Source organism: Kocuria nitroreducens, assembly GCF_042879195.1.
Lineage (GTDB): Bacteria > Actinomycetota > Actinomycetes > Actinomycetales > Micrococcaceae > Kocuria > Kocuria nitroreducens.
On the sequence record NZ_JBHZTC010000030.1, the window covers coordinates 1 to 26,208 of the forward strand.

Genomic DNA, 26,208 nt, shown 5'->3' on the forward strand with positions numbered 1-26,208 from the left:
CGGCGCACCAGTCAAGCACGCGCCCGTGCCGGCCACTACAAACGCAGAGGTCACAAACTGTCGTTGCAGTATTAGGCCGAGCTGCATAAGTTCGCGCCAGGTAAGCATTGTGGAACCGGCCATCTCGAAAACAGGTGATTCGCCTGGGCACTACTTCGTGTGGGTCATCCGGACTACAAGTTCTACGTCGAGTCCGGCTCGGATTCGCCGGTTTGTGACACGTGCACGGCCTGCTCTGCGCATCGTCGTGGCAGGTGTAGATGCAGATGCAGGTGCAAGCCACGGCTCCGCTCGCCGGGCATGTCGTTGTGCGCAACGAGGACGGCCCTCCCGCTGCCCGGAGGCAGTGGGAGGGCCGGTCGGCGGAGCCGGCGTCAGCGGGTGACCCAGGTCCGCTTCGTGATCGAGGACCAGTGCACCGTGTAGCCGTTGGAGAACCGCTGGCGCACCTCGGAGCCGTACCGGTACTCGTCGGTGCTCGGGTAGCCGTAGCCCCGCTCGTAGCCGGCGGACTTCCACCGCTGGCCGATCGCGCTGTTCTCCTTCACGGCCTTCGCCCCGGTCCGGGGGCTCCAGAGCACCTTGTGCACCGTGGCGCCGCTGCGGAACACCTGGTAGGCGCCGCCGCCGGTGAGGCCGCCGCGCTCCTGGCCGCTGGGGTAGCCGTAGCCGCGCTCGTACCCGGCGGCGGCGTACTTCTGGCCGATGGCGCTGTTGAAGCGCACCGGCCAGGCGCCGGTGGCGGCGCTCCAGTAGAACGTGGCGCTCTTGGCGAAGCTCTGCAGGGCGCCGCCGCCCACCAGGCCGCCGCGCTCGTTCATGGTGGGGGCGCCGAAGGCGGCGGCCCCGCCCAGGGCGTGGTACTGGCGGCCGATCCCGCCGCGCACCTCGTACCCGGCGGAGGTGATCGGCGCGGTGGGCGCCGTCGTCGGGACCGTGCCCACCGTGGTGCGGGCGTCCGCGGGGGCCTGGCCGGCGGGGTAGCCGTAGGAGCCCACGGTGCCGACCAGCTTCCAGCCCTGCTTGTTCCCGGCGAGCTGTCCGTCCACGTAGGTCAGGCCGATGCCGATGACGTCCATGTCGGGGTCGGTGAGCACCTTGTTGTGCGCCTTGGAGCCCTTCCACCAGGTCATGAGCTCGGTCACGGTGCCCTGCCAGGACACGGAGTGGATCTCTCCCACGGCGTCCCAGTTGCCGGCGCGCTTGTCCTTCCAGAAGTCGTCCGTGTGGTCGATGACCTCCTCGCGGACCAGGCGGTTGGACTGCTCCTGGCTGATCTGGGAGAGCGTGGCCGAGTACTTCACTGGGGTGAGGCCCTTGGCCTTGCGGTGGGCGTTGATCAGGTCGAGCAGCCGCTGGGTGTCGGCCGAGCGGGTGCTCGAGGAGACGGTGACGATGTCCGAGGTCGCCGCGGCGGCCGGGGCCGCCGTGAGGATCCCGGTGGCGGGGACCGCCAGGGCCAGGGCCGCCGCGGTCAGCGCCAGGCGGCCGGGCGTGCGGGTGCGCGCGGGGGCGCGGTGCTTGGCGTTGCTCATCGGGTGACCCAGGTCCTCTTCGTGGTGGTCGAGTAGTGCACGGTGAAGTTCTTGGAGAACTTCTGGCGGACCTCGGTGCCGTAGCGGTACTCGCCCGTGGTCGGGTAGCCGTAGCCGCGCTCGGAGCCCGCGGCCTTCCACTCCCGGCCGATCGCGCTGTTCTCCTTCACGGCGTGGGCGCCGGTGCCGGGGCTCCAGAGGATCTTGTGGACGTCGTTGCCGTTGCGGAACAGCTGGTACGCGCCGCCGTTCACCAGACCGCCGACCTCGGGGGTGGAGGGGTAGCCGTAGCCGTGCTCGTAGCCGCCGCGCTTCCAGGCCCCGCCGATCCCGCTGGTCTCCCGGACGGGTTGGGCGCCGGTGGCCGGGCTCCACAGGACCTTGGTCACGGCGCTCCCGCTGCGGAACACCTGATAGGCGCCGCCGCCGGTGAGCCCGGTGATCTCCCGGGTGGTGGGGTAGCCGAAGCCGTTCTCGTAGCGGTTCGCCGTGAACTTCCGGCCGATGGCACCGTTGAAGTTCACGGGCCACGCCCCGGTGGGGGAGCTCCAGTAGAAGGTGTAGTTCTTGGAGAACCGCTGGTACACGCCGCCGTTGACCAGGCCGCCGCGCTCGTTCATGGTCGGCGTGCCGAAGACCGAGGACCCGCCGAGGGCCCGGTACTGGTTGCCGATGCCGCCCTTGACCACGTAGCCGGCGGGGGCCACCTGGGTGGGGGGCGTCGTGGTGCCGGCCGGTGCCTTGCCGCCGAGGGGCTTGTAGTAGCGGTTGCGCACCAGGTCCTGGAGCTGCGCCGCGCTGCCGCGGTAGACGTTGGCGTCGATCTTCTCGGTGAAGCCGGCGTCGGTGTACTGCCAGAAGTCGTAGGTGGACCAGCCCCCGGGGTTCAGGGGCGCGGCCCCGTAGGAGGCGATGTGCAGCGGGTGGTCGTTGAACGCGGTGGAGTTGCCGGTGCAGTCCCGCCACCAGTAGTAGTTCGTGTAGATGGCCGGCAGGCGCCCGGTGCGGGACTTGTACCGGTTGGAGAAGTCGCGGATCCAGCTGACCATCTCGGACTGGCTGAAGTTGTAGCACTGGTTGCCGTAGAGGGAGGGGTAAGGGTTGTTCTCGACGTCGAGCAGGCCGGGCAGGGTCCTGCCGTCCGCGGACCAGCCGCCGCCGTTGTTGAGGAAGTAGTCCGCCTGCTTGGTGCCGGAGGAGTCACGGGTGGGGATGGCGAAGTGGTAGCCGCCGCGGTACATGCCCACCGCTCCCGCGCCGGCGTACTGCTGGGCGAAGAGGTTGTTGCGGATGCTGTCGCCCTCGGAGGTCTTGACGTAGGCGAAGCGCGAGCCCTGGTTCCACAGGCTCGTCCAGTTCAGGGACGGCTGCCAGTTGGAGACGTCCGTGCCCTTGATGCCGCTGGGGGCCCAGGACGCGGCGGCGCCGAGGGGATCGGCGGACGCGACCCCTGCGACGGCCTCCTCCGCGGTGTCGCCGTCCGGAGCGCCGGCACCGGCGTCGTCGTCGGTGTTGCCGGAGAGCTCGTCGGCGGTGCGGGCGGAGCTCGCGGCCAGCTGCTCGAAGTGGTTGTCGGACTTGGCCCACTGCCCCATCACGGCGCCACCGTGGGGGTCGCCTGCGGCCGGCTGCGTGCCGGCACGCGCCGGGTCGGGAAGGACGGCCTCGCCGGTGGTCCCGTCCACCAGGGTGGAGACGATCTCGCCGCCGGACTCCACGACCTTGGAGACCAGGTTGCCCTGCCGCTCCTCGGAGAGGGTGGTCGATCGGGTGGTGGTGGCCTCGTCCAGGGCCGCGACCGGGGTCAGTGTGGTGATGGCCAGCACCGCCGCCGTGATGGCGGCGGGCAGCGTCATTCGGGGGGTTGCTTTCACGCTGGAACGCCTAACTCGCATGGATCGTTGGGGGGAACGACTCGTGCAAGGCCATCGGGATGGGGGGAAGATCCTCGGAGCCACGTCGAGTATAAAGGCGCGTTTGCATAAATAAACAATAACGACGGGCCGTGTTACGCGCCCGTACCTCTCTGCGCGTAGTGATTTCGTTCCGGGTACAACGACGACGGACCGGCGGCGCCCCGACTCCTGTCAGCGGCGCGAACCCGGTCGGTGGGCGAAGAGCCTGCTCGGGGCTCCGTCCCGGATACGATGAACCGGACTCGACCCCCCAGAGGAGAACCATGGCCCCCACGCGCATCCTGACGGTCTGCACGGGCAACGTGTGCCGCTCACCCATGGCGGCGGTCGAGCTCGACCACGGCCTCAACGGCATCTCGCCCGGCGGCTTCGAGGTGACGAGCGCCGGGATGCACGCGCTGGTGGACGAGGGCTTCGAGCAGCGGGTCGGCAAATTGGCCCAGGACCGCGGACTCGAGGCCGCCGCCGCGCACCGGGCCCGGCAGGTCACCCCGGACGTGCTGCGGGACGTCGACCTGGTGCTCGTGATGGCCCGGGAGCATACCCAGCCGGTGCTCCAGCAATCGCCGCGGCTGCTGAAGAAGGTCTTCACCCTGCGGGAGTTCGCCCGGATCCTGCTGTACCTCTCCACCGACCCGGAGCTCGACCGTGCCGTGCCGGCGGACCGCGCCGAGCGCTGGGCGTGGCTGGTCCAGCAGGCGCCGAGGCTGCGCCAGCGGGTGCCGGTGCGCCACCCCGAGCGCAACGACGTGATCGACCCCTACCGCCAGGAGGACGCGGTGCTCCAGCAGATGGCGGACGAGCTGTTCGAGGCCACGGACGCGATCCTCGCCTGGGAGCGGCGCTACGCAGAACGCGTGCCCACGGCCCCGTAGCGCGCCTCGCGGGGCATAGGCGCACAGGTATCACGCTGCCTCACCGGCGTGTGTATTCTGCGCATCTCCCGTCAGGGAACTTAAGACTCTGTAACACTATCCACGTCGAAGTGCGCAAAATTGGTGCATGCACGATCGCGACTAGGACAATTGCATACTGCAAATCATTCTGGAGCATGCAGATGCGGAAATGTGTCCGTTTCAGAAGGTGAACAGACGAATTACGTACCCCTGAGCATTTACGGTAGGCGTATCGTAGGATGCCGCCGTCAGCATGACGCACATGCGACAGCCAGCCGCACCGATGCGCAAAAATATTCATGCACAGGATTTTATGAATCGCAGGGCCGCACCATGCCTTTCAGTCGTCGATCTATTGCCGCAGGGCTCCTTGCCGGCGCCATCCTGGCTTCCACCAGCACGGGCAGCTGGGGACAACCCACCACCATGGAAAGGGTGACCCCCTCGGAATTTCAATCGTCCTATGCCGCGTCCAGCCTTCTGCCGGGACCCGTCGCACCAACAGCCCCCTGCCCGACAGGGTCTCATGAGGGATGCCATTCCTATGCGGACATGGAAACGTTTTTGAGCCATGTCATGCAGCTTGTCGACCCCGTATTCGAGAACCTTTATGGGGCGGAGAACAAGCCGGCCAATGTCTACTACATTCCGGCAGGCGAGACTGGGTTCTCACCATGCACCTCCCCGGACGGGAACGGGAACGCGCCGTACGACAGTCAGGCCTACTATTATTGTGGAGCAGACCGCTCGATCTACATAGGGCAGGACTCCCTGTGGAGGTATTACAACATTGGCGATGCGGCCCCAGCCATGGCCTACGCACATGAGTGGGGTCATCATTTGCAGGTCGTCATGCAAATCCCTGCACCCACAACCCTGACGGAAGGTGTCGATCGGGAAAACCAGGCCGACTGCGTCGCGGGTGCCTGGATTTACTCGGCCGAGATGTCCAAGGTCCTCGAGTACCCGGACGACCTGGTCGACGTGGGTGGGATCCTGCGGGAAATCGCAGCGGATGAAAATGATGTGAAACGCACTCACGGGACCATCCAAGAACGCAGCATCGCGGTGAATCACGGGTACAACAATGGCTTGCGCGGTTGCAACGACTATGCACTCGCTTCTCCGATCTACAAAGGGTAGGCGCCCGATGCCTGCGTCCTTTACCGCCTTGCCTATCTCCAAGGACGTCGCAACGCGAGGCGTCGGCCCGTCCATGAAGACAGCACGGCCACGCCGCTCACAGTAAACATTGGGAGGTACCGAAGATGACTCATCCATTTCGAGCCGGATGGGTGATTTCTGCCATCATGGCTGCCACAGTCATACCGCTGGCCCAGGCTGGTGCGGCGTGGAGCGCACCTACGGTTGCACGTCCTTCGGCGGGGCCGTGCTATTCCCCGTATGACATGTACGACATGGACGGGACTGTGGATGTTGATCCCACCGTATTGGACCGCACAGGGCCTAACGGACAGCCGGACAACGTCTGGGACGCGAATTTCGTGACGAAGGACGGGCTGACCGTTCTGTGGATTGATCTGGATCAGAATTCCTGCCCTGACGCTTACGGGTACGACTTCTCCACGATCGCATACCCGTCCCACAGCCCTTTGAACCATCTGCCAGACTTCTTCGTGTTCGACACCAATGAGGACGGAGTGATCGACGAAACCAACCCCGTCGTCGACTGGAGTCAGTATCCTTCAGAACTGACCGGGAGCGGCTGCAACCCTGGCCCTGGGGAAGTCTGTTTCCGGGAAAATGCAGAAGGAACACGTGATCTGATCATCGGCCCCATGCCAGGAGCTCCTTTTGGTGGGGTAGCTGGCGAATGGCACCGGACCGACCCCTGTTACGACTACCTGTGGACGGATCCGAGCAAGTGTCCTTATCGGGCCTGAGAGACGATGTCATGAGTCCCTCCGAGGCATGCGCCGGGTGCGGCTGAGGGAAATCGCCAGAATGGTCGCAGCGGTGCGTCATGTGGAACTTGTCCCACACCCCGGCTGCTCGCCAGGCACGTCATCGGCGTCAGCAGGTGCTCCCCGAGCCGAAGCCCCGTTCGGCCGGGGGCTTTTCCCTCCCGATGCTGGTCTCGAACTCGAACAGGATCTTCTGCAGTGCGGCACGGTCATCGACACGAGGGCGACCGGTCCGCCCGTTCTCCGCCGGCGGAGTCGGAGGATTCCAGGGTTCCAGCAACGTCCAGAACTGGTCGCTGACCAGTCTCGCGGCGGCTCTCGGCCGGGCGATGGCGTCCATGATCGTCACCGACCGGCGGGCCTGGCTACCCCCGAACTCGAACTGCGGAGACCATTTCTCCATGGAGTTCAGATCGGCCACGCCGTCACGAAGAACGGGTTCCTGGTCACATGGGCGATGATCAGGCTGTGAAGCGATCGTTCGCGAGGAGCCCTGATGCCTGCTGACCGAACACTGCCGAAGAATTTCCACTCACGGTGGGGCGTGGTCGAACCGGTACGGCCGGGTCAGGTGCGGGGGATCGGAGCGGCGCGGGGGGCGGTGCGCCATCGGTCTGCCCCGAGGTGCGCCCGGACGATCCCCTGGAGCCACACGGAGGAACCGCCCTCGCGGGGGAGCCGGGCCAGTTCCGCGGAGCGGGACGGCAGCTGCCGGTGACGTGCGTCCCGCACAGCGGTCGTCACGGCCCGCAGCAGCGCCGGGTGGGTGTCCGGTGCGCTGTGACTCACTCCCGGGGCCGGCACCAGGACGGCGTCGGGCAGCAGCGCGGCGGTCCGCTCCGCGATCGGTCGCGGGGTGCGCAGGTCGCGGTCCCCGGAGAGCACCGTGACCGGCCGGTCGAAGCCGAGCAGTGACATCGGCAGGTCGAACGGCTCCGACTCGAAGGACGGGAACTGGCCGGCGGCGGACGCCATGTCCAGGGCGGGGTCGAAGATCATCCCGTCGGGCTCGGGGGCGAAGTCCAGCTCCCGGAAGGCGATGCCTCCGGCCAGGGAGATCTCCATGACGAAAGGCCTGTCCTCGGCGAGCTCCTTAGTGCCCACCGTCTCCAGGACTCGCGCCCGGCCGGTCTCGCTCTCCTGTGGTGTGACCTGGCCCTGGAGCACGGCCATGCCCGTGCGTGGCCCGGAACGACAGCACCGTCGGTCCGGGGTCAGGGCCGCCGGCACACAGGGTGGGTCGGTAGCGTAGGGGACATGACAGTGGAAACTGAGACGTCGGAGGAAGAAGCCCGGGTCCGCGCCCTGCACGCGCTGAACATCCTCGACACGCCGCGGGAGGAGCGCTACGACCGGGTGGTGCGCATCGCCCAGCAGGTCTTCGGGGTGAAGGCCGCTGCGGTGAACCTCATCGACACCGGCCGGCAGTTCACCAAGGCCGAGACCGGTCTGGACGGACTGGTCCACGCCACGCGCACCGACTCGTTGTGCGCCCGCACCGTGGAGGCCGACGAGCTGCTGGTCGTGCCGGACGCGGTGACCGACGAGCGGTTCACCGGCAGCTCCTTCATCACCGCGCCGGACCCGGTGCGCTTCTACGCAGGGCACCCGTTGCACGCCCCCGGTGGGGAACCGGTGGGGTCGCTGTGTCTGGTCGACGACCACCCGAGGGAACTGGACGAGCGGGAGCGGCGCCTGCTGGGCGAGATGGCCGGGTGGGTCGAACGCGAGCTGGCCGCGGCCCAGGAGATGGAGCGGGCCGAGCAGGTGCAGCAGATGCTGATGCCCCGCGCCGGACTCACCACCCCCACGATCGAAGCTGCCGGGCGGTGCCTGCCCGCGAGAGCGCTGGGCGGGGACTTCTACGACTGGATGGTGCTCGGAGAGCAGGTGCAGATCATGGTGGCCGATGTGATGGGCAAGGGCATCCCGGCCGCCCTGCTGGCGGCCTCGGCCCGAGCAGTCCTGCGCGGCACCTTCCAGTACAACGCCGCGCCCGAGGCGATGACGCGCGCGGCCGGGGCGCTGACGCCGCTGCTGGAGGAGGCCGGGGCGTTCATCACCACGTTCATCGCCCAGCTGGACACCCGCAGCGGTGAGATCCGGTACATCGACGCCGGCCACGGCCTGGCGCTGATCCTGCGCCCCGACGGGACCTGGCGTCAGCTGGTCTCCTCCGGACCACCGCTGGGGGTGATGCCGGACTGGACCTGGGACCTCCACACCGACACCCTCCAGCCGGGGGAGACGCTGCTGGTGGTCTCCGACGGGTTCCTGGACTTCTTCGCCGACCTCGAGGAGGCCGTCTCCACCGCTGCGGTGCTGAACACCCTGGCGACGACTGCCGAGGAACTCGTGGCGCTGTGCAGCGACTACGCCGACTCCTCCGTCGCCGAGGACGACACGACGGTGCTGGCCCTGCGCCGTGTTGCCTGAGCCGGGTCAGGGCTGGTGATGGCGGGCTCGCCGAGTCGTCGCTGACGGGGCGCCGGTGGAGGCCTGCGCTGTCGTCGGGGCGACGCTACGGCTGGTCCCCGTGGTACTCCCGGCGCAGCTCCCACACGTTGTCGGCGCCGTGGCGCTCGAACACCACCGTGCTCACCAGAGCCTGGATCAGCGCGATGCCGCGTCCGGACTCCGCCAGTTCCTCCGCCTCGGGGATGGCCTCGAGGTCCAGGTCGACGGGAGCGGCACCGATCTCGTAGACCTTCGCCTGGAGCCGGCACGGTGCGGCGGTGACGTCGACCTCGAGTTCCACGGCGGCCTCGGTGGCGGGCTCGGCATGGTCGACGACGTTGGTCGCGGCTTCGAGCACCGCCAGGGTGAAAGCCATCCTGTCGGTCTCCGGAACGAAGTCCGCCTCGGCCCACAGGCTGTCGAGGTCCTGGTGCACCGCCTCGACGGTCTCGGCCCTCGCCGGCCCCCGGCGGGACCGGCGTGCCAGGCTCTCAGGCATCGGGGAAGGCCTCCTGTGCGGAGCCGTAGGGGGTGAGCACCCGGTCCATGCCGGTCAGCTTCAGCACCATGCGCACCTGGTCGTTCACATCGGCGATGCGCAGGTCGCCGCCGGCCTGCCGGGCGAGCTTCAGGCAGCCGATCAGGGCGCCGAGCCCGGAGGAGTCCATGAACTCCACCCCCGCCATGTCGAAGACGACGTGATGATGGCCGTCGGCGACCACCTGGGCCACGACTTCTCGCAGCCTCGGTGCCTGCACCATGTTCAGTCGTCCGGTGCCGGCGACCACGGTGTAGCCGGGAGCATCCTCCACAGTGAAGTTCAACGGTTTTCCTTTCCTCCGCAGGTGTCCCCGGTCGTGGGATCAGTGGTGGGCGACACCGGGACGCCGGCCACCCGGGACTCATGCACCACAGTATCGAGCAGATGATCACCGCCCGGGGAGAACCGGTGGCATGCCCACCGGGCGACCACCACGGGGAACGACCGTCGGTGCGGGCCTGGAGTGGCCCCGGCACGACCACTGCGTGTCACCATCTGCCGTGCACCACACTAAGCTGGATGACCGTGGGAGGGGATCCCGCGTCGCAGGACACCACCGGGGAGATGATGTGCACCGTTTCGTGATTCGCCTGCTGGTCGTGCTGACCGTCATTCTCGGCGTGAACTACGTGGGATGGCGGTGGATGGAGTCCCTGAACTGGTCGGCGTGGTGGATCGCGGTGCCGCTGGTGCTGGCCGAGACCTACAGCCTGATCGACGTGATGCTGTTCGGTCTGACGATGTGGCGGCTCAAGGAGCGCACGCCCCCGCCGGCTCCGCCGGGAATGACCGTGGACGTCTTCATCACCACCTACAACGAGCCGCTGGACATGGTCATGGAGACCGCCCTCGCCGCCCAGCGCATCCGGTATCCGCACGCCACGTGGATCCTCGACGACGGGGCGCGCGAGGAGCTGCAGGAGCTGGCCGAGGCCCACGGCATCGGCTACCTCACCCGCAGCGCGGAGTGGAAGGACCGGCCCCGTCACGCGAAAGCGGGCAACCTCAACAACGCCCTGATGCTCACCCAGGGCGAGTTCATGCTCATCCTCGACGCCGACCAGATCCCGGAACCCGAGATCCTGGACCGGACCCTCGGCTACTTCAACAACCGCAAGGTCTCCCTCGTCCAGACCCCGCAGTACTTCGTCAACGTTCCCGACGAGGATCCGCTCGGCAGCCAGGCGCCCCTGTTCTACGGTCCGCTCCAGCAGGGCAAGGACGGCTGGAACGCCGCCTTCTTCTGCGGCTCCAACGCGATCCTGCGCCGCGAGGCGCTCATGCAGCTGGGCTTGGTCGGCTACGTGGAGGAAGTGGAGCGCAACATCCGCAGCGCGCTCAAGGGCTCGCGCTCGGCGGTGCGCAGGGCGCGCAGGTCGGCCCAGGCGGCCGACCCGGTGGTCGCCCGGCTGCTCGACGAGGTGGAGCAGGCCACCCGGAAGGCCCAGACGGATCTGAAGGCCGGGCGCTCCTACAGCGAGATCACCTACGAACTGCGCCGCACGGTCGACGACGCCGTCCAGGCGCTCGTCGCCGCGGACTTCTCGGCCTTGCAGGCGGACCTGGCGGAGATCTCCGCGATGGGCCTGAACGCCGGCCATGATCACCTCTCCCCCGAGGAGGTCGAGTCAGCGGTCGCGCAGCTCTCCGCCCGAGAGTGGTCCCCGCTCGGGGCCCTGGAGTCCGTGCAGGCGGTGCTCGACGCCATCTCCGTGGAACGCGGCGACGAGGCGCAGCCGGTCATGCCGCTGGCGACGATCTCGGTGACCGAGGACATGGCGACCTCCATGCGGATGCACGCCATGGGCTGGCGAAGCGTCTACCACCACGAGATCCTGGCCCTTGGCCTGGCCCCGGAGGACCTCAAGACCATGCTCACCCAGCGCCTGCGCTGGGCCCAGGGCACCATCCAGGTGCTGCTGCGGGAGAACCCCCTGTCCAAGCGGGGCATGAAGTGGACTCAACGCCTCATGTACTTCGCCACCATGTGGAGCTACTTGTCCGGCTTCGCCGCGGTGGTCTACATCGCGGCGCCGATCATCTACCTCCTGTTCGGCGTCCTGCCCGTCACCAGCCTCAGCACGGACTTCTTCATCCGGTTCGTCCCCTTCATGATCATCAACCAGCTGCTGTTCGCGGTGGCCGGGCGGGGGGCGAAGACCTGGCGGGGGCAGCAGTACAGCCTGGCCCTCTTCCCCACCTGGATCAAGGCGTGCACCACCGCCGCGCGCAACGTGTGGTTCGGACGCCCGCTCGGTTTCGCCGTCACCCCAAAGGTGAAGGAGGGCAACAGCCTCGACTGGCACCTGATCCGGCCTCAGCTGATCGCCATGGGCCTGCTCGCCGCGGCGGCAGTCGTCGGCACCGTCCGTCTGGCGGTGGGCCTGAACGAGCCGCTCGGCACCCTGGTCAACGTCGCCTGGGTGGTGTTCGACCTCGTGGTGCTGAGCGTGCTGATCAAGGCCGTGCGCTACGACGGGTTCACCCCGGAGGAGGAGCCCGCACGCAGCGAGGCCCACTGATGTCACCCCGTGCCCCGTGAACAGGGTAGGGCCACACCGGCAAGAATCGCCAGGAGCTGGGCACCCACCACTATGGACACCCGCCATCCGACCCGACGCTCCGTCCTCACCGCCGCAGCAACGGCGGCCCTCATGACCGCCTGCTCGGACAGGACCACCATCGAGACCTTCCCTCCCCATCACCGCGTTCACCCGCTGGAGCACGGGGTCTTCCTGCCCCACGGGCCGCATGACGGGCCGGCTTTCACCGCCATGATCGGTGCTGCACCCCAGTGGATGCTGCTCTTCCGGGACTGGACCCACGAGACCCCACCGTTGGGTGCCCTCGACGCCGTGCGGGCCCAGGGGGCCACCCCCGTCCTCACCTGGGAGCCCTGGTACGCCCCGCCCATGGACACGGCGCCCGCGGACGCCGCTCACCAGCCGGCCTTCGCTCTGGCCCGGATGCCGGCCGGGGACCACGATCACCGCATCGGCACCTGGGCAGCCGCCCTGGCCTCGTGGGGCCACGACGTCGTCCTGCGGTTCGCCCACGAGATGAACGGCGACTGGTACCCGTGGGGGACAGGCGTTCAGGGCAACACCGCCGACCAGTACGTCCGGGCGTGGCGCTACGTCCACGACCGGTTCGCCGCGGCCGGGGCCGCCAACGTTCGCTGGTGCTGGGCGCCCAACATCCCGGCGTCCGGGGCCGACGCGGAGGGTGCACAGCTCGCCGACTTCTTCCCCGGGGAGGACGTGGTCGACGTCCTGGGCATCGACGGCTACAACTGGGGGTCGCCGGAGCCTCCGCTGTCCTGGACCACGCCCGCGGAGCTCTTCGACTCCGGCCTGGCGGAGCTCCGCGGCCTGGGGACCCGGTTGCCGATCGTGGTGACGGAGACGGCGTCAGCCGAAGGTCGCGCACCGGAGCACTCCAAGGCCGACTGGATCAGCCAGCTCTTCGACTACCTCACCCGGCAGGGGGACGTGCGCGGGGTCATCTGGTTCCACGAGGACAAGGAGCGGGACTGGCGAGTCGATTCCTCCGCCACCGCCCGGACCGCGTACCGCCGCGCCGTGGCGAAGCTGCGCTGACCTGCGGCGACGTCCGCCGCTGGCTCACCCGGCGGCCGAGCCGGAGGGTCGGACGGGCGTGACGGGGCGGCCGCGGTCGTGACGGGGCACTGCCGCGTCGGGACCGCGGGGAGGAGTCTGCGTCAGGCGCCCACGTAGGCGGCGAGGTGCTCGCCGGTGAGGGTCGAGCGGTCGGCGACGAGCTCGGCGGGGGTGCCCTCGAAGACGATCCGGCCGCCGTCGTGGCCGGCGCCGGGACCGAGGTCGATGATCCGGTCCGCGTGGGCCATGACCGCCTGGTGGTGCTCGATCACGATCACCGACTTGCCGGAGTCCACGAGCCGGTCGAGCAGGCCCAGCAGCTGCTGGACGTCGGCGAGGTGCAGACCGGTGGTCGGCTCGTCCAGGACGTAGACGCCGCCCTTCTTGCCGAGGTGGGTGGCCAGCTTGAGCCGCTGGCGCTCGCCGCCGGACAGCGTGGTGAGCGGCTGGCCGAGGCTGAGGTAGCCCAGCCCCACGTCGGCGAGCCGGTGCAGGATGGCGTGCGCGGCCGGTGTCCGCGCATCGCCGGCGCCGAAGAACTCCTCGGCCTGCTCGACCGGCATCGCGAGCACCTCGGCGATGTTGCGCCCGCCCAGGGTGTGCTCGAGCACCGCGGCCTGGAACCGCTTGCCCCCGCACTCCTCGCACGTGGTGGCCACACCGGCCATCATCGCCAGGTCCGTGTAGATGACGCCGGCGCCGTTGCAGGCCGGGCAGGCGCCCTCCGAGTTGGCGCTGAACAGCGCCGGCTTCACCCCGTTGGCCTTGGCGAAGGCCTTGCGGATCGGGTCCAGCAGCCCCGTGTACGTCGCCGGGTTGCTGCGGCGGGAGCCGCGGATGGCGCCCTGGTCGATCGACACCACGTCCTCCCGGCCGAGCACCGAGCCGGTGATCAGCGAGCTCTTGCCCGAGCCGGCCACCCCGGTCAGCACGGTGAGCACGCCGAGCGGGATGTCGACGTCCACGGAGCGCAGGTTGTGGGTGTCGGCGCCGCGCACCTCCAGGGCTCCGGAGGGGGTGCGCACCGAGGACTTCAGGGCGGCGCGGTCGTCGAGGTGCCGCCCGGTGAGGGTGCCGCCGGTGCGCAGTCCCGCCACGGTCCCCTCGTAGCAGACGGTGCCCCCGGCCGTGCCGGCGCCGGGGCCGAGATCGACCACGTGGTCGGCGATCGCGATGGTCTCCGGCTTGTGCTCCACCACCAGCACGGTGTTGCCCTTGTCCCGCAGCCGCAGCAGGAGGCTGTTCATCCGCTCGATGTCGTGCGGGTGCAGTCCGATGGTCGGCTCGTCGAAGACGTAGGTGACGTCGGTGAGCGAGGAGCCGAGGTGGCGGATCATCTTGGTGCGCTGGGACTCGCCGCCGGAGAGCGTGCCCGAGGACCGGCTGAGCGAGAGGTAGCCCAGCCCGATCTCCACGAACGAGTCGAGGGTCTCGCCCAAGGCCGTGAGCAGCGGCGCCACGGACGGCTCGTCCAGCTCGCGCACCCACGCGGCGAGGTCGCTGATCTGCATCGCGCAGGCCTCGGCGATGTTGATCCCGCGGATCCTCGAGGACCGGGCGGCCTCGCTGAGCCGGGTGCCGCCGCACTCGGGGCAGGCGGTGAACGTCACGGCGCGCTCCACGAAGGCCCGGATGTGCGGCTGCAGCGCGGTGACGTCCTTGGACAGGAACGACTTCTGGATCCGGGGGATCAGCCCCTCGTAGGTGAGGTTGATGTTGTCGACCTTGATCTTGGTCGGCTCCTTGTGGAGCAGGTCGTGCAGCTCGGTCTCGGTGTAGTCGCGGATCGGCTTGTCCGGATCGAGGAAGCCGGAGCCGCCGAAGATCCGGCCGTACCAGCCGTCCGCGCTGTAGCCGGGCACGGTGAGCGCGCCCTCGTTGAGGGACTTGGACGCGTCGTAGAGCTGGGTGAGGTCGAAGTCGTTGACGGAGCCCATGCCCTCGCAGCGCGGGCACATGCCGCCGGTGATGCTGAAGCTGCGCCGCTCCTTGACGGTCTTGCCGCCGCGCTCCATGGTGACCGCCCCCGCGCCGCTGATCGAGGCGACGTTGAAGGAGAACGCCTTGGCCGTGCCGATGTGCGGCTGCCCGAGGCGGCTGAAGAGGATGCGCAGCATCGCGTCCGCGTCGGTGGCGGTGCCCACGGTGGAGCGGGCATTGGCGCCCATCCGCTCCTGGTCCACGATGATCGCGGTGGTGAGCCCGTCGAGCACGTCGACGTCGGGCCGGGCCTGCGTGGGCATGAAGCCCTGCACGAAGGTGCTGTAGGTCTCGTTGATCAGCCGCTGCGACTCCGCGGCGATGGTGCCGAACACCAGGGAGCTCTTGCCGGAGCCGGAGATGCCGGTGAACACGGTCAGCCGGCGCTTCGGCAGGTCCACGCTGATGTCCTGGAGGTTGTTCTCCCGCGCGCCCTGGACGCGGATCAGGTCGTGGCTGTCGGCCACGTGCGGCGCGGGTGGCTGCGTGGGGGAGTGCGGGTCCTGGTGCGGGGGCGTGCTCATCGTGTCTCCATCCCTGGGGCGCCGACGTCGGGATTCCCGACGGGGCGGCCCGGTTCGATCCGACCGGTTCCGAGCATACGTCCGGCCCGGCCGGCGCTCGAGGATTCAGCGGAGCTGAGAGCAGAGCCGCTCAGGGCAGAGCCGCGCACAGCAGAAACGGGTTCCGCTGCGCAGCGCCCGGGTCCACGCTGGGCCCATGAACACCACCACCGCACCACCCAGGACCCCGATCGACGACGAGCTCGCCTCCCGGCTGCTGGAGCAGCGCATCATCGTGCTGGGGGCCGAGCTCGACCAGGCCACCGGCAACCGGCTCTGCACGCAGCTGCTGCTGCTCTCCGCCGAGGACTCCCGGCGGGACATCGCCCTCTGGATCAACTCCCCGGGCGGCTCCGTCCCGGCCATGCTCGCCATCATGGACGTCATGCGGATCATCCCCAACGACGTGTCCACCCTCGCCATGGGACTGGCCTGCAGCGCCGGGCAGTTCCTGCTCTCGGCCGGCACCCCGGGCAAGCGCAGCGCCCTGCCGCACGCCCGGATCCTGCTGCACCAGGGCTCGGCCGGCATCGGCGGCACCGCCGGAGACATCGCCATCCAGGCCGAGGACCTGCGCCACACGCGGGACACCGTGCTCGGGCTCATCGCCGAGCACACCGGTCAGCCGCTCGAGCGGATCGTGGCCGACTCCCAGCGGGACCGCTGGTTCACCGCCGAGGAGGCCCTCGCCTACGGGTTCGTGGACCGGGTCATCGCCGGGCTCGACGACGTGCGGCCCCGCTCCGCCACCACGGCCGCCGCGGGGGTCGGGTCGTGAGCAGCTACCCCGTGCCCTACGTCGTCGAACGCACGCCGAACGGCGAGCGCAGCATGGACGTGTTCAGCCGGCTCCTCGTGGAGCGGATCGTCTACCTCGGCACCGAGATCGACGACGGGGTCGCCAACGTCCTGATCGCCCAGCTCCTCTACCTCGACTCCTACGGCTCCGACCAGCCGATCGGCTTCTACATCAACTCCCCGGGCGGGTCGACCACGGCGATGCTCGCCGTCTACGACGCCATGCAGCACGTGGGCGCACCCGTGGAGACCACGTGCGTGGGCCAGGCGGCCTCGGCCGCCGCGGTGCTGCTGGCCGCCGGCGCCCCGGGACGCCGCTCGGTGCTGCCCCACGCCCGGGTGGTGCTGCACCAGCCGGCCGCGCAGGGCCAGGGCACCATCCCGGACCTCATCCTCGAGGCCGAGGAGATCGCCCGCAGCCGGGAGCAGCTGGAGCAGGTCCTGGCCCGGCACACCGGGCGCAGCCCGGAGCAGGTGCGCGAGGACACGGACCGGGATCTTGTGCTCACGGCCGAGCAGGCGGTGCGCTACGGGGTGGCGGACCGGGTGGTGACGCCGCGGGAGGACCGGTCCCGGTGAGACGGGCGGGGCCGGAGCGAGCGCTCAGACGGCCAGGGCCACGGGACCGGCCAGGCGGACCGGCCCGCCCGGAGCCGTCCGGGCGGCCGGGGCGCTGTCGAGCAGCACGCCGGTGGTCCCCTCGGTGAGGTCGACCAGGCCGAGCCCCAGGGCGCCGACCACCGCCGCGATGATCTCCGAGGAGGGGTCCTTCACCCCGCGCTCGATCTCCGAGAGGTACTGGGTGGAGACCCCGGCCGTGCGGGCCACCTGCGCCAGCGCCAGATCCTGCGCCAGGCGGTGCCGGCGCAGGAACATCCCCAGCACCGACCGCCACAGCGGGTCCACGGGAGCTCGCGGCGCGGCACGCTCCCGCGGCGCAGGAGCCGGGAGGTAGGCCGGAGTGGGGCGGATCACGTCCTTCATGAACCCATGCTAGGTCCGGACGGACGCCGACGGGCGGGTCATCTGCTGTGAGCAGATCTCGGTGTCCTGTCCACGCGGCGGGCGCGGTGGGATACTGCTCGCATGGATTCGCCGCAGGTGGGCGACCTGATCCACGAGGGCACGGAGGCACTCGAACGGTCCGACTGGGCCGGCGCGCGCCTGGTCTTCGAGCGTGTCCTGGCCGGCGACGGAGCCGCCGGGGACGCGGTGGCCGCCGAGGGCCTGGGCCTCGCCCTGTGGTTCGAGGGCCGGGTCGCCGAGGGCATCGAGTGGCGAGAGCGGGCCTTCGCGGGGTATGCGGCACTGCGCCGGTTCGACGACGCCGCCCGGGTGGCGGCCTGGGTGTCCGAGCAACACATGATCGCCGGCCGTCCGTCCGCGGCGCGGGGCTGGCTCGCGCGGGCCGAGCGGGTGGTCGACGGCACCCCCACGAGCACCGGGCACGGCTGGGTGGCGATCGGGCGGGCCGAGCAGGCGACGTCCGTCGACGACCAGGCAACCCAGGCGGAACGGGCCTTGCGCATCGGCCGGGAGACCGGCGCGGAGGACCTCGAGGTCCTCGCGCTGAGCCTGCTCGGCCGCGCGGAGCTGACCGCCGGCCACCGGGAGCCGGGCCTGCGCCTGCTCGAGGAGGCCATGGTTGCGGCCACGGCGGGACGGGTCCGCAACATCCACACCGTGGGCTCGGCCTACTGCCATCTGGTCACGGCCTGCGCCGAGGCCGAGGAGTGGGAACGGGCCAGGGAGTGGTGCGAGCACGTCGAGGCCTTCGCGCAGGCCCACCGTGCGGCACCGCTCATGGGGGTCTGCCGGACCGTGCACGCCGACGTGCTGATCGCCACGGGCCACTGGACCGAGGCCGAGGCCGCGCTGGAGTCCGCCGTGGCCGACCATGCCCGGTCCATTCCGGAGCTGAGCGTCCCGGCCCTCGCCTCCCTGGCCGAGCTGCGGATCCACCAGGGCCGCCTGCGCGAGGCGGAACAGCTGCTGTCCGGGCGCGAGGAGCACCCCGCGTCGCTGCGCGCCCTGGCTCTGCTCCACATCGCCGAGGGGCGGCCGCAGGTGGCCGTCTCCCTGCTCGAGCGCGGCCTGTCAGAGACGGAGGGCCACGCGGTGCGCACCGCTCAGCTGCTGGCGGCCCTCGTCGACGCCTGCCTGGCGGCCGGGGACCTCGAGGCTGCGGAGGCCGCCACCGCGGGTCTCGACCGGATCGCCGGGGAGTCCGGGATGCGTCTCGGCTCGGCGCGTGCCGATCTCGCCGGGGCACGGTGCGCCCTGGCCGCCGGAGACCGGGACGCGGCCGCCGAGCGCGCCCGGCGGGCGCTGCGCGCCTTCGGCGTTCTGGCTATGCCGCTGGACGCCGGTCTGGCCCGGCTCGCACTGGCCCGATCAGTGATGGGTCGATCGCGCGAGCTGGCACGGGAGGAGGCGGTGGCCGCCCTGGCCGCCTTCCGCGCACTGGGTGCGTCGCGGGAGATGGACTTCGCGGCCCAGCTCCTGCGCGATCTGGGAGGCGGCACGAGCCCCCGGCCGAGGAACGGCGGAGAACTGACCTCGCGCGAGCACGAGGTGCTCGATCTGATCACCCTCGGGATGTCCAACGCGCGGATCGCCAGAGCCCTGGGGATCAGCGAGAAGACCGCCGGGCACCACGTGAGCCGGATTCTGATGAAGCTCGGCGTGCACAACCGCACGGAGGCGGCCGCGCATGCGGTGGCCAGGGACAAGGGGTAGGGACGAGGAGTAGGGGAGGGATGGGGAACGAATAGGGCGTTCTCCCGATGTTCCGCCCGGTCGGTCGGCGGATGCTGGACGGCATGACACAGCTCCACAGCACTCCAGCAGCAGGCCTCGACCCGAAGCACCCGTCCCATCGACCAGGAGATCCCGTCATGAGCCAGACCACGAGTACTCAGTCGGCAGACCAGCAGCTCAAAGCCAAGCACCGCGCCATCTGGGCCTCCGGCGACTACCCGACCATGGTGAAGACCTTCCTGCTCCCGCTGGGCCCGCGCCTCGTCGAGGCGAGCGGCATCGGCGCCGGACAGCGCGTCCTCGACGTCGGCGCCGGCACCGGCAATGCCTCCCTCCCCGCGGCCGCTACGGGGGCCCGCGTCACCGCCAGCGACCTGACGCCCGAGCTGCTCGCCGACGGCCGGCAGCGCGCCGCGGTCGCAGGACTCGACCTCGAGTGGGTCGAGGCCGATGCCGAGCACCTGCCGTTCGAGGACGCCTCGTACGACGTCGTGATGTCCTCGATCGGCGCCATGTTCGCGCCCCACCACCAGCAGACGGCCGACGAGCTGGTGCGCGTGTGCCGCCCCGGCGGGACCGTCGCACTGCTGAGCTGGACGCCCGAGGGCATGGTCGGTGAGCTCTTCCGCACGATGAAGCCCTTCGCTCCGACCCCGCCGCCGGGCGTGCAGCCCCCGCCGCTGTGGGGGAGCGAGGAGCACCTGCGGGGACTCTTCGGCGGACGGGTGGAGTTCCACAAGGTCGTCCGCGATGTCCTCGAGGTCACGGCGTTCGAGCGGGCCCGTGACTTCGGTGAGCACTTCAAGGCGAACTACGGCCCGACCATCGCCGTCCGCGCGAACGCGAAACGCGAGGGCCGCGCCGCGGAGTTCGACGAGGCGCTCGACCAGCTCTGCGACGAGTGGAACCGGGGCACTCCCGAGCGGGCACGGTTCGAGATCGAGTACCTGGTGGCGATCGGCACCCGGCCGTGATCCACTTCGGGTGAGCCCACCAGCACCAGCGGCCCCGGAGGTCACCGCCAAAGACGAGGGGCGGGACAGCTTCCGGGCCATGAACGTCAGGCATGCAGGGTGGGGACGCTGCGCGTCCCCACCCTGCATGCTGCCCTGGGTGCCGGGCCATCGCGCCGGCGCTAGGAGCAGGTGTTGCGGCGCTGTTCCGCGTTGGAGGGATTGTTGTAGCAGGTCTGACCGGTGCCTCGCGTGGACGTCGTGACGACCGGATCGCCGGGGCGGCTGGTCTCGACGATGAGGGGCTCAAGCTCACGATTGGTCGTCGTGATCTTGGGATCAGTGGGCGTGCACACCGGTCCGGTCACGATCGGCTCACCGGGAAGCGTCTCCGTCTTGATACTGGGTTGAATCGGATTGGTGGTCCTGGACGTGATGAGCGGTTCGGCCTCTACGGTCTCCATCCTGATGCGCGGGTTTGGCGCGCTCGGAAAGACGATCTGCTGCAGCTGATCCCGGCCGTTGAACGAGAAGGTGGTCGTGGTGGTCGTGGTGATCGTGCGCTGTCGGTACGAGACCGTCCGGTCCTGGACCTGGCCCTGCGTCGTCGTCCGCACGAAGCTGGTCTGCTGCGTCGTCGTGCGGCACTCCTCGCGCCGTTGCGTCGTGACCGTGCGCTCGGTCTGCGGCGTGGTCACCGTGGTGTACACGGTGGTGGGCGTCGTCGTGGTGGTGACGACTGTGCGCTCACACTTCTCGACCGGCTTCTTGGCGTTGTCGTTGTTGACGCGCTCGCAGTCGCGCGTGCCGGGGGCCTCAGCGCTGGTCGGTGTGCCACGCTCGGTGCGTTCGGTCGTCGTGGGCGTGTCCGGAATGACCGTCACGACGTCGGTCGCATCACCGACATCGCGAAACTCGGATGCAGTCGTGGGCTCGCCGTCCGGAGTCGAGGGACCGTTGAGGACGATCGCGCTCGTGTCGTCGGGCCGAGGTTCGCTGAACGTGGTGGTCGGCGCACCGTACGGTCCGGTGACGGATGTCTCTGTGACGACGAGACAGCGGTCCCGACCAGGCTCTTCGATCGGGCCGGCCGTGTAAGTTCCGCCTGCCTGCTCGCACGTCTGCTGGCGCGCCTGTTGGCGTGTGTGCTCAGGTGTGTGGTCCGCATGTGCCGGAGGCGCTGCAAGCGTTCCCGCGAGGAGCAGTGGCCCCGCGACTGCGATCACGCTACGAATTTTGAACATGGGTCATCTCCTCGAAGGCATGGGGGGTTGCTTAAGACCATACGTATTCGTTCGGCGCTCACCTAGACCTTTGTCCAGGTTACGAATTTGGGCCTGCCGCACTCGGCGCGGAGCTGTGGACAGCGCAAGCGGTGTGTCGCACGGCAGCGACATGCTGCGTGCAGGCACCGGGGGCTGACCATCACCGACTGCCGGCGGCTCGGAGCACGCGGACGTGTGCGCCGAGCCGGGCACTCGATGGGAGGCCGTGACCACACCTGTGGTCATGTCGTGGACATCGACCTCCGCGTAGATGTGAAGAGCTGGGTATCGATGGAGACGGCGATGACGTCAAGCATTGAACCCTTGACCGGCAACCAGTAGGTTGCCTATCTTGACGGCGTGGACATCGTGTTCCAAGCGCTGGCCCATCCCGCGCGGCGGATCCTGCTCGAGGAGCTCGCCGCGCGCAACGACCAGAGCCTCTTCGAGCTCACCGTGGGGCTCATCAACGACCACGGCCTGGCCATGACCCGCCAGGCCGTGACCAAGCACCTGGCCGTGCTGCGCGAGGCCGGCCTGGTGACCACCACCGTGCAGGGGCGCACCACGGTGCACCACCTGGACACCTCCCCGCTCACCGACGCGCGGCAGTGGCTGGACTCCCTGCCGCCTCCTCCGAAGGACACACCGTGATCATCACCTACGCCTCCATCTTCGTGGACGACCAGCAGAAGGCCCTGGACTTCTACACCGACAAGCTCGGCTTCCAGCTCAAGGTCGACATGCCGGCCGGGCCCTACCGGTGGCTGACCGTCGTCTCGCCCCAGGCCCCGGACGGGGTGCAGCTGCTGCTCGAGCCCTCCGAGCACCCTGCCGTCCACCCGCTCAAGGAGGCCCTCGTGGCCGACGGCATCCCGTTCAACAGCTTCGGGGTCGAGGACGTGCAGGCCGAGTACGAGCGCCTCACCGCACTCGGCGTGCACTTTGTGCAGGAGCCGACGCCGATGGGCCCGGTGACCACTGCGGTGCTCGACGACACCTGCGGCAATCTCCTCCAGATCGCCCAGCTGAACGACCCGGAGGCCGCCGCCGGGCAGTGAGCGCGGCGAAGGGCCGGCAACGCCCACGAGGTGTCTTTCCGCTGGTGAGCGCCCGGTGGACGGTCGAGCTGGCTGCGCGCCACAGGACGAAAAAATGATGCGGGAGCAACGATGGGGTGATTGGATTGCAGTCACGGCGACGCCGGCGCGGCGTCGGCCGCGGGGCGTGATCTTCGTGGCCCCACTCCGCGGTGCGACCCGGCCGCCACGATTCCAGGAGGAACGCAGTGGAACGGACCTACTACCAGCGCGGAGAACGGAGAACGCTGGAGGAGGTCGAGGGCATCATCCCGGTGAGGTCGGCCGGCAGCTCCGCCGTGCGACATGCGCTCGGCACCGAGGTCGGCGCCGACGAACTGGGCCTGCCGGGGGAGAGCGTCGAAGCCTTCCGACGTGCCGACTGGCACTTCGTCCGTTCCACTCCCGAGACCAGTCGCTTCCCCGGAGGACGGGCCGGGGAGGGGCCGGTCCAGGAAGCAGGCAAGCTCGTCAGACGCCGGGACGGTCGCGTCGCCATCGTCACGCGGCGCCTGGTGGTCCAGCTGCAGGAGGACATCCCCGAGGACGAGGCCGACGGGGTCCTCGCGGACCTGAACCTGGAGCTGGTGGGGCGGCTGCGCTTCGCGCCCAACCTCTTCGAGGTGGACGCCACGGCCTATCCGGACGCCCTGGAGGCCTCCGTGGCTCTGCACGACGAGCCCCGGGTCAAGATCGCCGAGCCCAGCTTCCAGGAGCACATCCCCGGGAGGGCAGCTCCGACCGATCCTCGGTACGGGGAGCAGTGGCAGTGGTCGAACACCGGCCAGTCCGGCGGCACTCCCGGCGCAGACGTCTCGGCCGAGGCCGCCTGGGGCACGACCAGGGGAGCCGGCGTGCGCGTGGCCGTGATCGACAACGGCTTCCTGGTCACCCACGAGGACCTGCGGGGCGGCGTCCTCGCGACGTCGGGCTCCTTCGTCGCCTCCGCTCCCGGTCCGGCCTCGCGCCCGCAGTTCGTCCCGGGCGCGATCGCCATGCCGGTCACTGACCACGGGACGTTCTGCGCCGGTCTGGTCGGCGCCCGTCAGGGCAATGACCGGGGTGGTTCCGGCGCCGCCCCGGAGTGCGGACTGATGCTGCTCGCGTGTTTGCCGGACCAGGTGGGCGACCAGGCGACCCTGGCACGAGCCGTGGCCTATGCTGCCGATCCGTCCCTGGAGGTTCCCGGGGCCGGTCCAGCGCAGGGGGCCGACGTCCTGGTCTGCAGCCTGGGCCCGAACGTGGCCGTGTGGGATCTGGCCATCGCGCTCGACCTGGCGCTGTCCTATGCCCTGCGCCGTGGTCGGAACGGAGCGGGCATGGCGGTCTTCTGGGCAGCCAGCAACGGCAAGAACGTGGACGTGCTTCTGGACCAGGTGGTCTCCCACCCGGACGTGATCGCCGTGGTCCGCTCGACCCACGACGACCTCGAGGACCACGCGGCCCGGGGGCCGGAGGTCGAGCTGATCGCGCCGGGCGTGAACGTGCTGAGCACCGGCGGCGACGGCGGCTATCGCCCGGCGACGGGGACGAGCTACGCGGCCCCGTGCGCGGCCGGCTGCGCGGCCCTGGCGCTGGCCGTCAACCCGAGGCTCACGCGCGACGAGCTGCGGACGATCATGCGCGGGACCGCGGACAAGATCGGTGGCGTTCCGTACGACGCCACCGGGCACAACGAGGACTACGGCTTCGGGCGGGTCAACGCCGCGGCCGCAGTGCAGGCGGCGGAGCAGCTGCTCCCCGCGACGGTGAGGAGGATGTCATGAGCAACGAAGCCGAGCTGCCTCCGCTGATCCACGTGGAGGCCCGAGCAGCCGAGCTGGAGGACCTGCGGGTCTTCGCCCGGGAGACCGGCGCGGACCTGGGCTGCCGTGCCACCCCGCGGCGGGAGGCCGAGGGCTGGGTCGTGGACGCCTACCTGTCGGCGGACCGGCTCGAGGCCGCCCGGAGCTCCCGCTCCGCCGGCCGGGTGCAGCTGGAGGTCCGGGAGAACGCCACCGCCGTCGGCCGGCAGCGCCAGGCCGAGGTCGGCCTCGGCAACCGGTTCAGCGGCGGTGACGCCACCCGCGGCGGGGAGACCGTCCGCGGCACGCCACTGGCTCCGGTCCGGGGCCTCGGGGAGAAGCGCTGATTCCCATGACCTACCTCAACGTCGACGAGATCGAGACGGCCCTGCAGTCCCTGGCCGCCGAGTACCCCGAGCTCACGGAGCTCATCGAGCTGCCGCACCCCACCCACGAGGGCCGGCGCACCCGGTGCCTGCGGATCGGGGCCGACCCGGACCGGAACGGGGTGCTGCTCCTCGGCGGGGTCCACGCCCGGGAGTGGGTGCCGCCGGACGCGCTCGTGTCCCTGGCCGCCGACCTGCTGGAGGCCGGCACCCTCGGCACGGGCCTGGTCTACGGGAACCACCAGGTCCCCGCTGACCGGGTGCGGCAGGTGCTGGAGGGCACCAACCTTTACGTCTTTGCCTGCGTGAACCCGGACGGGCGGCACCACAGCCAGACCGCGGAACCGATGTGGCGGAAGAACCGGCGTCCGCACCCGGCCGGCGGCATCTGCACGGGGGTGGACATCAACCGCAACTTCGACTTCCTCTGGGACCACACTGCGACCTTCCATCCCGAGGCCGAGGTGGCGACCTCCGCCGATCCCTGCGATCCCCGTCAGGTCTACCACGGGCCCTCGGCCGCCTCGGAGCCGGAGACCCGCAACGTGGTGCACCTGCTGGACACCCACCCGGGGATCCGCTGGCACGTCGACGTGCACAGCTTCGTCCCGGTGATCCTGCACAACTGGGGCAGCGACGAACACCAGACCACGGACCCGCAGCAGAACTTCCGCAACCCCGACTTCGACATGCTGCGCGGGATCCCCGGTGACACCGCCTACCGCGAGTACCTCCCCGCCGAGGACCTCGAGGCCGAGGTGGCGCTCGGGACCGCCATGAGCAACGCGATCCGGCAGGTCCGCGGCGACGTGTACGAGGTCGTGCCGTCCTTCGGTGGGCTGTACCCCACCTCCGGGACCAGCGACGACTACGCCTACAGCCGGCACCTGTCCGACCCGCAGCGCTCCCGGGTGCTGGGCTTCACGATCGAGTGCGCCCACAGCTTCCAGCCCCCCTGGACGGAGGCCGAACACGTCATCCGGGAGGTGTCCGCGGGCCTGATCGCCCTTGCCGCCGAAGTCGCCGGCGAGGCCCGCAGCGAGGGACAGGCGTCGACCGATCAGCAGAGAGCCTCCTGAACGGTCCATTCGGCGGACTCAAAGATGGTTTCAATAGTCCTGACGCGGTAACGGACTCGGCCCTTGATCGGGGCCAGCCCGTCCAGATCGGCTCCACCAGCATGGAGTCGTGCCGGTTGGCTCCGGTAATGGACACCGCCAGCGGCAGCCCGTCAGCGGTGACCAGTACGTGGTGCTTCGTGCCGAGTTTGCCGCGATCTGCGGGGTTTGGCCCCGTCAGCTCGCCGCCTTTTCGCCCGGACGCTGACGGAGTCCAGACAGGTCCGGGACCAGTCGAGCGCCCCGTCCTGGCCGAGCTGGTCGAGCCCGGCGTCGTGGAGTTTCACCTACACTCCGGCCTTCTGCCAGGCCCGCAGCCGACGCCAGCAGGTGACTCCGGAACCGAGCCCAGCTCAGTGTGCAGCAACTTCGTCGGCGGTGCCGTTGGCGGGCACGAACAAGATGCCCTCCAGAGCGGCCCGGTCGTCGACCCGGGGTCTGCCGGTACGCTTGTTCATGGCCGGCGGAGGCGATGGGATCAATGGTTCCAGCAACCCCCACAACTGGTCCCTGACCAGCTGATGAGACACCTTCTGCCTCGTCATGGCGACTCTGCTCCTCAGCCTGGATGCGCCGACGTTGATTTTCTTGTGAGCTGATCGGGATCAGTTCATCGATTTCTAGTCTTGGGT

25 protein-coding genes are annotated in these 26,208 nt (G+C 69.7%); 15 read left to right on the plus strand and 10 right to left on the minus strand.

What is annotated here, in order from left to right; all coding sequences use genetic code 11:
- Positions 1 to 374: 374 nt before the first annotated feature.
- Positions 375 to 1,535: a CAP domain-containing protein gene (locus ACFYE1_RS16005; protein WP_387745050.1), complete on the minus strand. Its 1,161-nt coding sequence runs from the start codon at positions 1,533 to 1,535 to the stop codon at positions 375 to 377.
- Positions 1,532 to 3,391: a GH25 family lysozyme gene (locus ACFYE1_RS16010; protein ID WP_387745053.1), complete on the minus strand. Its 1,860-nt coding sequence runs from the start codon at positions 3,389 to 3,391 to the stop codon at positions 1,532 to 1,534. Before ACFYE1_RS16010 ends, ACFYE1_RS16005 begins: the two co-directional genes overlap by 4 nt.
- A 323-nt stretch (positions 3,392 to 3,714) precedes the next feature.
- Here ACFYE1_RS16010 and ACFYE1_RS16015 point away from each other — a divergent pair, with 323 nt between their 5' ends.
- The 3 genes from ACFYE1_RS16015 (at position 3,715) to ACFYE1_RS16025 (ending at position 6,251) form a co-directional block, all read left to right on the plus strand.
- Positions 3,715 to 4,326: an arsenate reductase/protein-tyrosine-phosphatase family protein gene (locus ACFYE1_RS16015; RefSeq protein WP_387745056.1), complete on the plus strand. Its 612-nt coding sequence runs from the start codon at positions 3,715 to 3,717 to the stop codon at positions 4,324 to 4,326.
- A 192-nt stretch (positions 4,327 to 4,518) separates the two neighbouring features.
- Positions 4,519 to 5,490 carry a neutral zinc metallopeptidase gene (locus ACFYE1_RS16020; protein WP_387745059.1) on the plus strand — a complete coding sequence of 324 codons (972 nt, stop codon included), beginning with the start codon at positions 4,519 to 4,521 and terminating at the stop codon, positions 5,488 to 5,490.
- A gap of 125 nt (positions 5,491 to 5,615) precedes the next feature.
- The gene (locus ACFYE1_RS16025; RefSeq protein WP_387745062.1) at positions 5,616 to 6,251 is read left to right on the plus strand and encodes a hypothetical protein; all 636 of its coding nucleotides are present in this window, start codon (positions 5,616 to 5,618) and stop codon (positions 6,249 to 6,251) included.
- Positions 6,252 to 6,381: 130 nt separating this feature from the next.
- On the opposite strand, the gene ACFYE1_RS16030 is transcribed toward ACFYE1_RS16025, so the two are convergent.
- Both ACFYE1_RS16030 and ACFYE1_RS16035 read right to left on the minus strand, forming a co-directional pair.
- Entirely contained in the window at positions 6,382 to 6,693 is a 312-nt protein-coding gene (locus tag ACFYE1_RS16030) for a transposase (protein ID WP_387745065.1), read from the minus strand.
- A gap of 146 nt (positions 6,694 to 6,839) precedes the next feature.
- The gene (locus ACFYE1_RS16035; protein WP_387745068.1) at positions 6,840 to 7,445 is read right to left on the minus strand and encodes an alpha/beta fold hydrolase; all 606 of its coding nucleotides are present in this window, start codon (positions 7,443 to 7,445) and stop codon (positions 6,840 to 6,842) included.
- Between the two features lie 84 nt (positions 7,446 to 7,529).
- Between ACFYE1_RS16035 and ACFYE1_RS16040 the strand changes: the two genes are divergently transcribed.
- On the plus strand, positions 7,530 to 8,708 hold the full coding sequence (locus ACFYE1_RS16040; RefSeq protein ID WP_387745070.1) for a PP2C family protein-serine/threonine phosphatase: 1,179 nt from the start codon (positions 7,530 to 7,532) through the stop codon (positions 8,706 to 8,708).
- 85 nt (positions 8,709 to 8,793) lie between these two features.
- On the opposite strand, the gene ACFYE1_RS16045 is transcribed toward ACFYE1_RS16040, so the two are convergent.
- Together ACFYE1_RS16045 and ACFYE1_RS16050 are read right to left on the minus strand one after the other, a co-directional pair.
- Positions 8,794 to 9,228 (minus strand): ATP-binding protein, encoded by a 435-nt coding sequence (locus tag ACFYE1_RS16045; RefSeq protein WP_387745072.1) that lies wholly within the window; start codon positions 9,226 to 9,228, stop codon positions 8,794 to 8,796.
- A complete protein-coding gene (locus ACFYE1_RS16050) occupies positions 9,221 to 9,553 on the minus strand; it encodes an STAS domain-containing protein (RefSeq protein WP_387745075.1) in 333 nt (110 codons plus the stop codon). The genes ACFYE1_RS16045 and ACFYE1_RS16050 overlap by 8 nt, the downstream gene beginning before the upstream one ends.
- A 286-nt stretch (positions 9,554 to 9,839) precedes the next feature.
- Here ACFYE1_RS16050 and ACFYE1_RS16055 point away from each other — a divergent pair, with 286 nt between their 5' ends.
- Positions 9,840 to 11,792 (plus strand): glycosyltransferase, encoded by a 1,953-nt coding sequence (locus tag ACFYE1_RS16055; protein ID WP_387745077.1) that lies wholly within the window; start codon positions 9,840 to 9,842, stop codon positions 11,790 to 11,792.
- Between the two features lie 132 nt (positions 11,793 to 11,924).
- A complete protein-coding gene (locus tag ACFYE1_RS16060) occupies positions 11,925 to 12,869 on the plus strand; it encodes a glycoside hydrolase family 26 protein (RefSeq protein WP_387745080.1) in 945 nt (314 codons plus the stop codon).
- A 122-nt stretch (positions 12,870 to 12,991) separates the two neighbouring features.
- Here the strand turns inward: ACFYE1_RS16060 and ACFYE1_RS16065 are convergent, their stop codons facing one another.
- Positions 12,992 to 15,394, minus strand: a complete 2,403-nt coding sequence (locus ACFYE1_RS16065; protein WP_387745083.1) for an ATP-binding cassette domain-containing protein — start codon at positions 15,392 to 15,394, stop codon at positions 12,992 to 12,994.
- Between the two features lie 196 nt (positions 15,395 to 15,590).
- On the opposite strand from ACFYE1_RS16065, the gene ACFYE1_RS16070 reads away from it, so the two are divergent.
- Positions 15,591 to 16,211 (plus strand): ClpP family protease, encoded by a 621-nt coding sequence (locus ACFYE1_RS16070; protein WP_387745086.1) that lies wholly within the window; start codon positions 15,591 to 15,593, stop codon positions 16,209 to 16,211.
- Positions 16,208 to 16,810: a ClpP family protease gene (locus ACFYE1_RS16075; RefSeq protein WP_387745089.1), complete on the plus strand. Its 603-nt coding sequence runs from the start codon at positions 16,208 to 16,210 to the stop codon at positions 16,808 to 16,810. The genes ACFYE1_RS16070 and ACFYE1_RS16075 overlap by 4 nt, the downstream gene beginning before the upstream one ends.
- 24 nt (positions 16,811 to 16,834) lie before the next feature.
- Here the strand turns inward: ACFYE1_RS16075 and ACFYE1_RS16080 are convergent, their stop codons facing one another.
- A complete protein-coding gene (locus tag ACFYE1_RS16080) occupies positions 16,835 to 17,215 on the minus strand; it encodes a helix-turn-helix domain-containing protein (protein WP_387745091.1) in 381 nt (126 codons plus the stop codon).
- Between the two features lie 102 nt (positions 17,216 to 17,317).
- Between ACFYE1_RS16080 and ACFYE1_RS16085 the strand changes: the two genes are divergently transcribed.
- Together ACFYE1_RS16085 and ACFYE1_RS16090 are read left to right on the plus strand one after the other, a co-directional pair.
- A complete protein-coding gene (locus ACFYE1_RS16085; protein ID WP_387745094.1) occupies positions 17,318 to 18,970 on the plus strand; it encodes a LuxR C-terminal-related transcriptional regulator in 1,653 nt (550 codons plus the stop codon).
- A 158-nt stretch (positions 18,971 to 19,128) separates the two neighbouring features.
- Positions 19,129 to 19,965 (plus strand): class I SAM-dependent methyltransferase, encoded by an 837-nt coding sequence (locus ACFYE1_RS16090; RefSeq protein ID WP_387745096.1) that lies wholly within the window; start codon positions 19,129 to 19,131, stop codon positions 19,963 to 19,965.
- Positions 19,966 to 20,126: 161 nt separating this feature from the next.
- Here ACFYE1_RS16090 and ACFYE1_RS16095 read toward each other — a convergent pair whose 3' ends face one another.
- A complete protein-coding gene (locus ACFYE1_RS16095) occupies positions 20,127 to 21,188 on the minus strand; it encodes a hypothetical protein (RefSeq protein ID WP_387745099.1) in 1,062 nt (353 codons plus the stop codon).
- A gap of 381 nt (positions 21,189 to 21,569) precedes the next feature.
- Between ACFYE1_RS16095 and ACFYE1_RS16100 the strand changes: the two genes are divergently transcribed.
- The 5 genes from ACFYE1_RS16100 to ACFYE1_RS16120 all read left to right on the plus strand — a co-directional run bounded on the left by ACFYE1_RS16100 (position 21,570) and on the right by ACFYE1_RS16120 (position 25,537).
- The gene (locus ACFYE1_RS16100; RefSeq protein ID WP_387745102.1) at positions 21,570 to 21,863 is read left to right on the plus strand and encodes an ArsR/SmtB family transcription factor; all 294 of its coding nucleotides are present in this window, start codon (positions 21,570 to 21,572) and stop codon (positions 21,861 to 21,863) included.
- On the plus strand, positions 21,860 to 22,270 hold the full coding sequence (locus ACFYE1_RS16105) for a VOC family protein (RefSeq protein ID WP_387745105.1): 411 nt from the start codon (positions 21,860 to 21,862) through the stop codon (positions 22,268 to 22,270). The genes ACFYE1_RS16100 and ACFYE1_RS16105 overlap by 4 nt, the downstream gene beginning before the upstream one ends.
- A gap of 227 nt (positions 22,271 to 22,497) precedes the next feature.
- Positions 22,498 to 24,054 (plus strand): S8 family peptidase, encoded by a 1,557-nt coding sequence (locus ACFYE1_RS16110; RefSeq protein ID WP_387745108.1) that lies wholly within the window; start codon positions 22,498 to 22,500, stop codon positions 24,052 to 24,054.
- The gene (locus tag ACFYE1_RS16115; RefSeq protein WP_387745111.1) at positions 24,051 to 24,419 is read left to right on the plus strand and encodes a hypothetical protein; all 369 of its coding nucleotides are present in this window, start codon (positions 24,051 to 24,053) and stop codon (positions 24,417 to 24,419) included. The genes ACFYE1_RS16110 and ACFYE1_RS16115 overlap by 4 nt, the downstream gene beginning before the upstream one ends.
- Before the next feature lie 5 nt (positions 24,420 to 24,424).
- Positions 24,425 to 25,537, plus strand: coding sequence for a M14 family metallopeptidase (locus tag ACFYE1_RS16120; protein WP_387745114.1), 1,113 nt, complete (start codon positions 24,425 to 24,427; stop codon positions 25,535 to 25,537).
- Between the two features lie 392 nt (positions 25,538 to 25,929).
- On the opposite strand, the gene ACFYE1_RS16125 is transcribed toward ACFYE1_RS16120, so the two are convergent.
- Positions 25,930 to 26,121: a transposase gene (locus ACFYE1_RS16125; protein WP_387745117.1), complete on the minus strand. Its 192-nt coding sequence runs from the start codon at positions 26,119 to 26,121 to the stop codon at positions 25,930 to 25,932.
- Positions 26,122 to 26,208 lie beyond the last annotated feature (87 nt).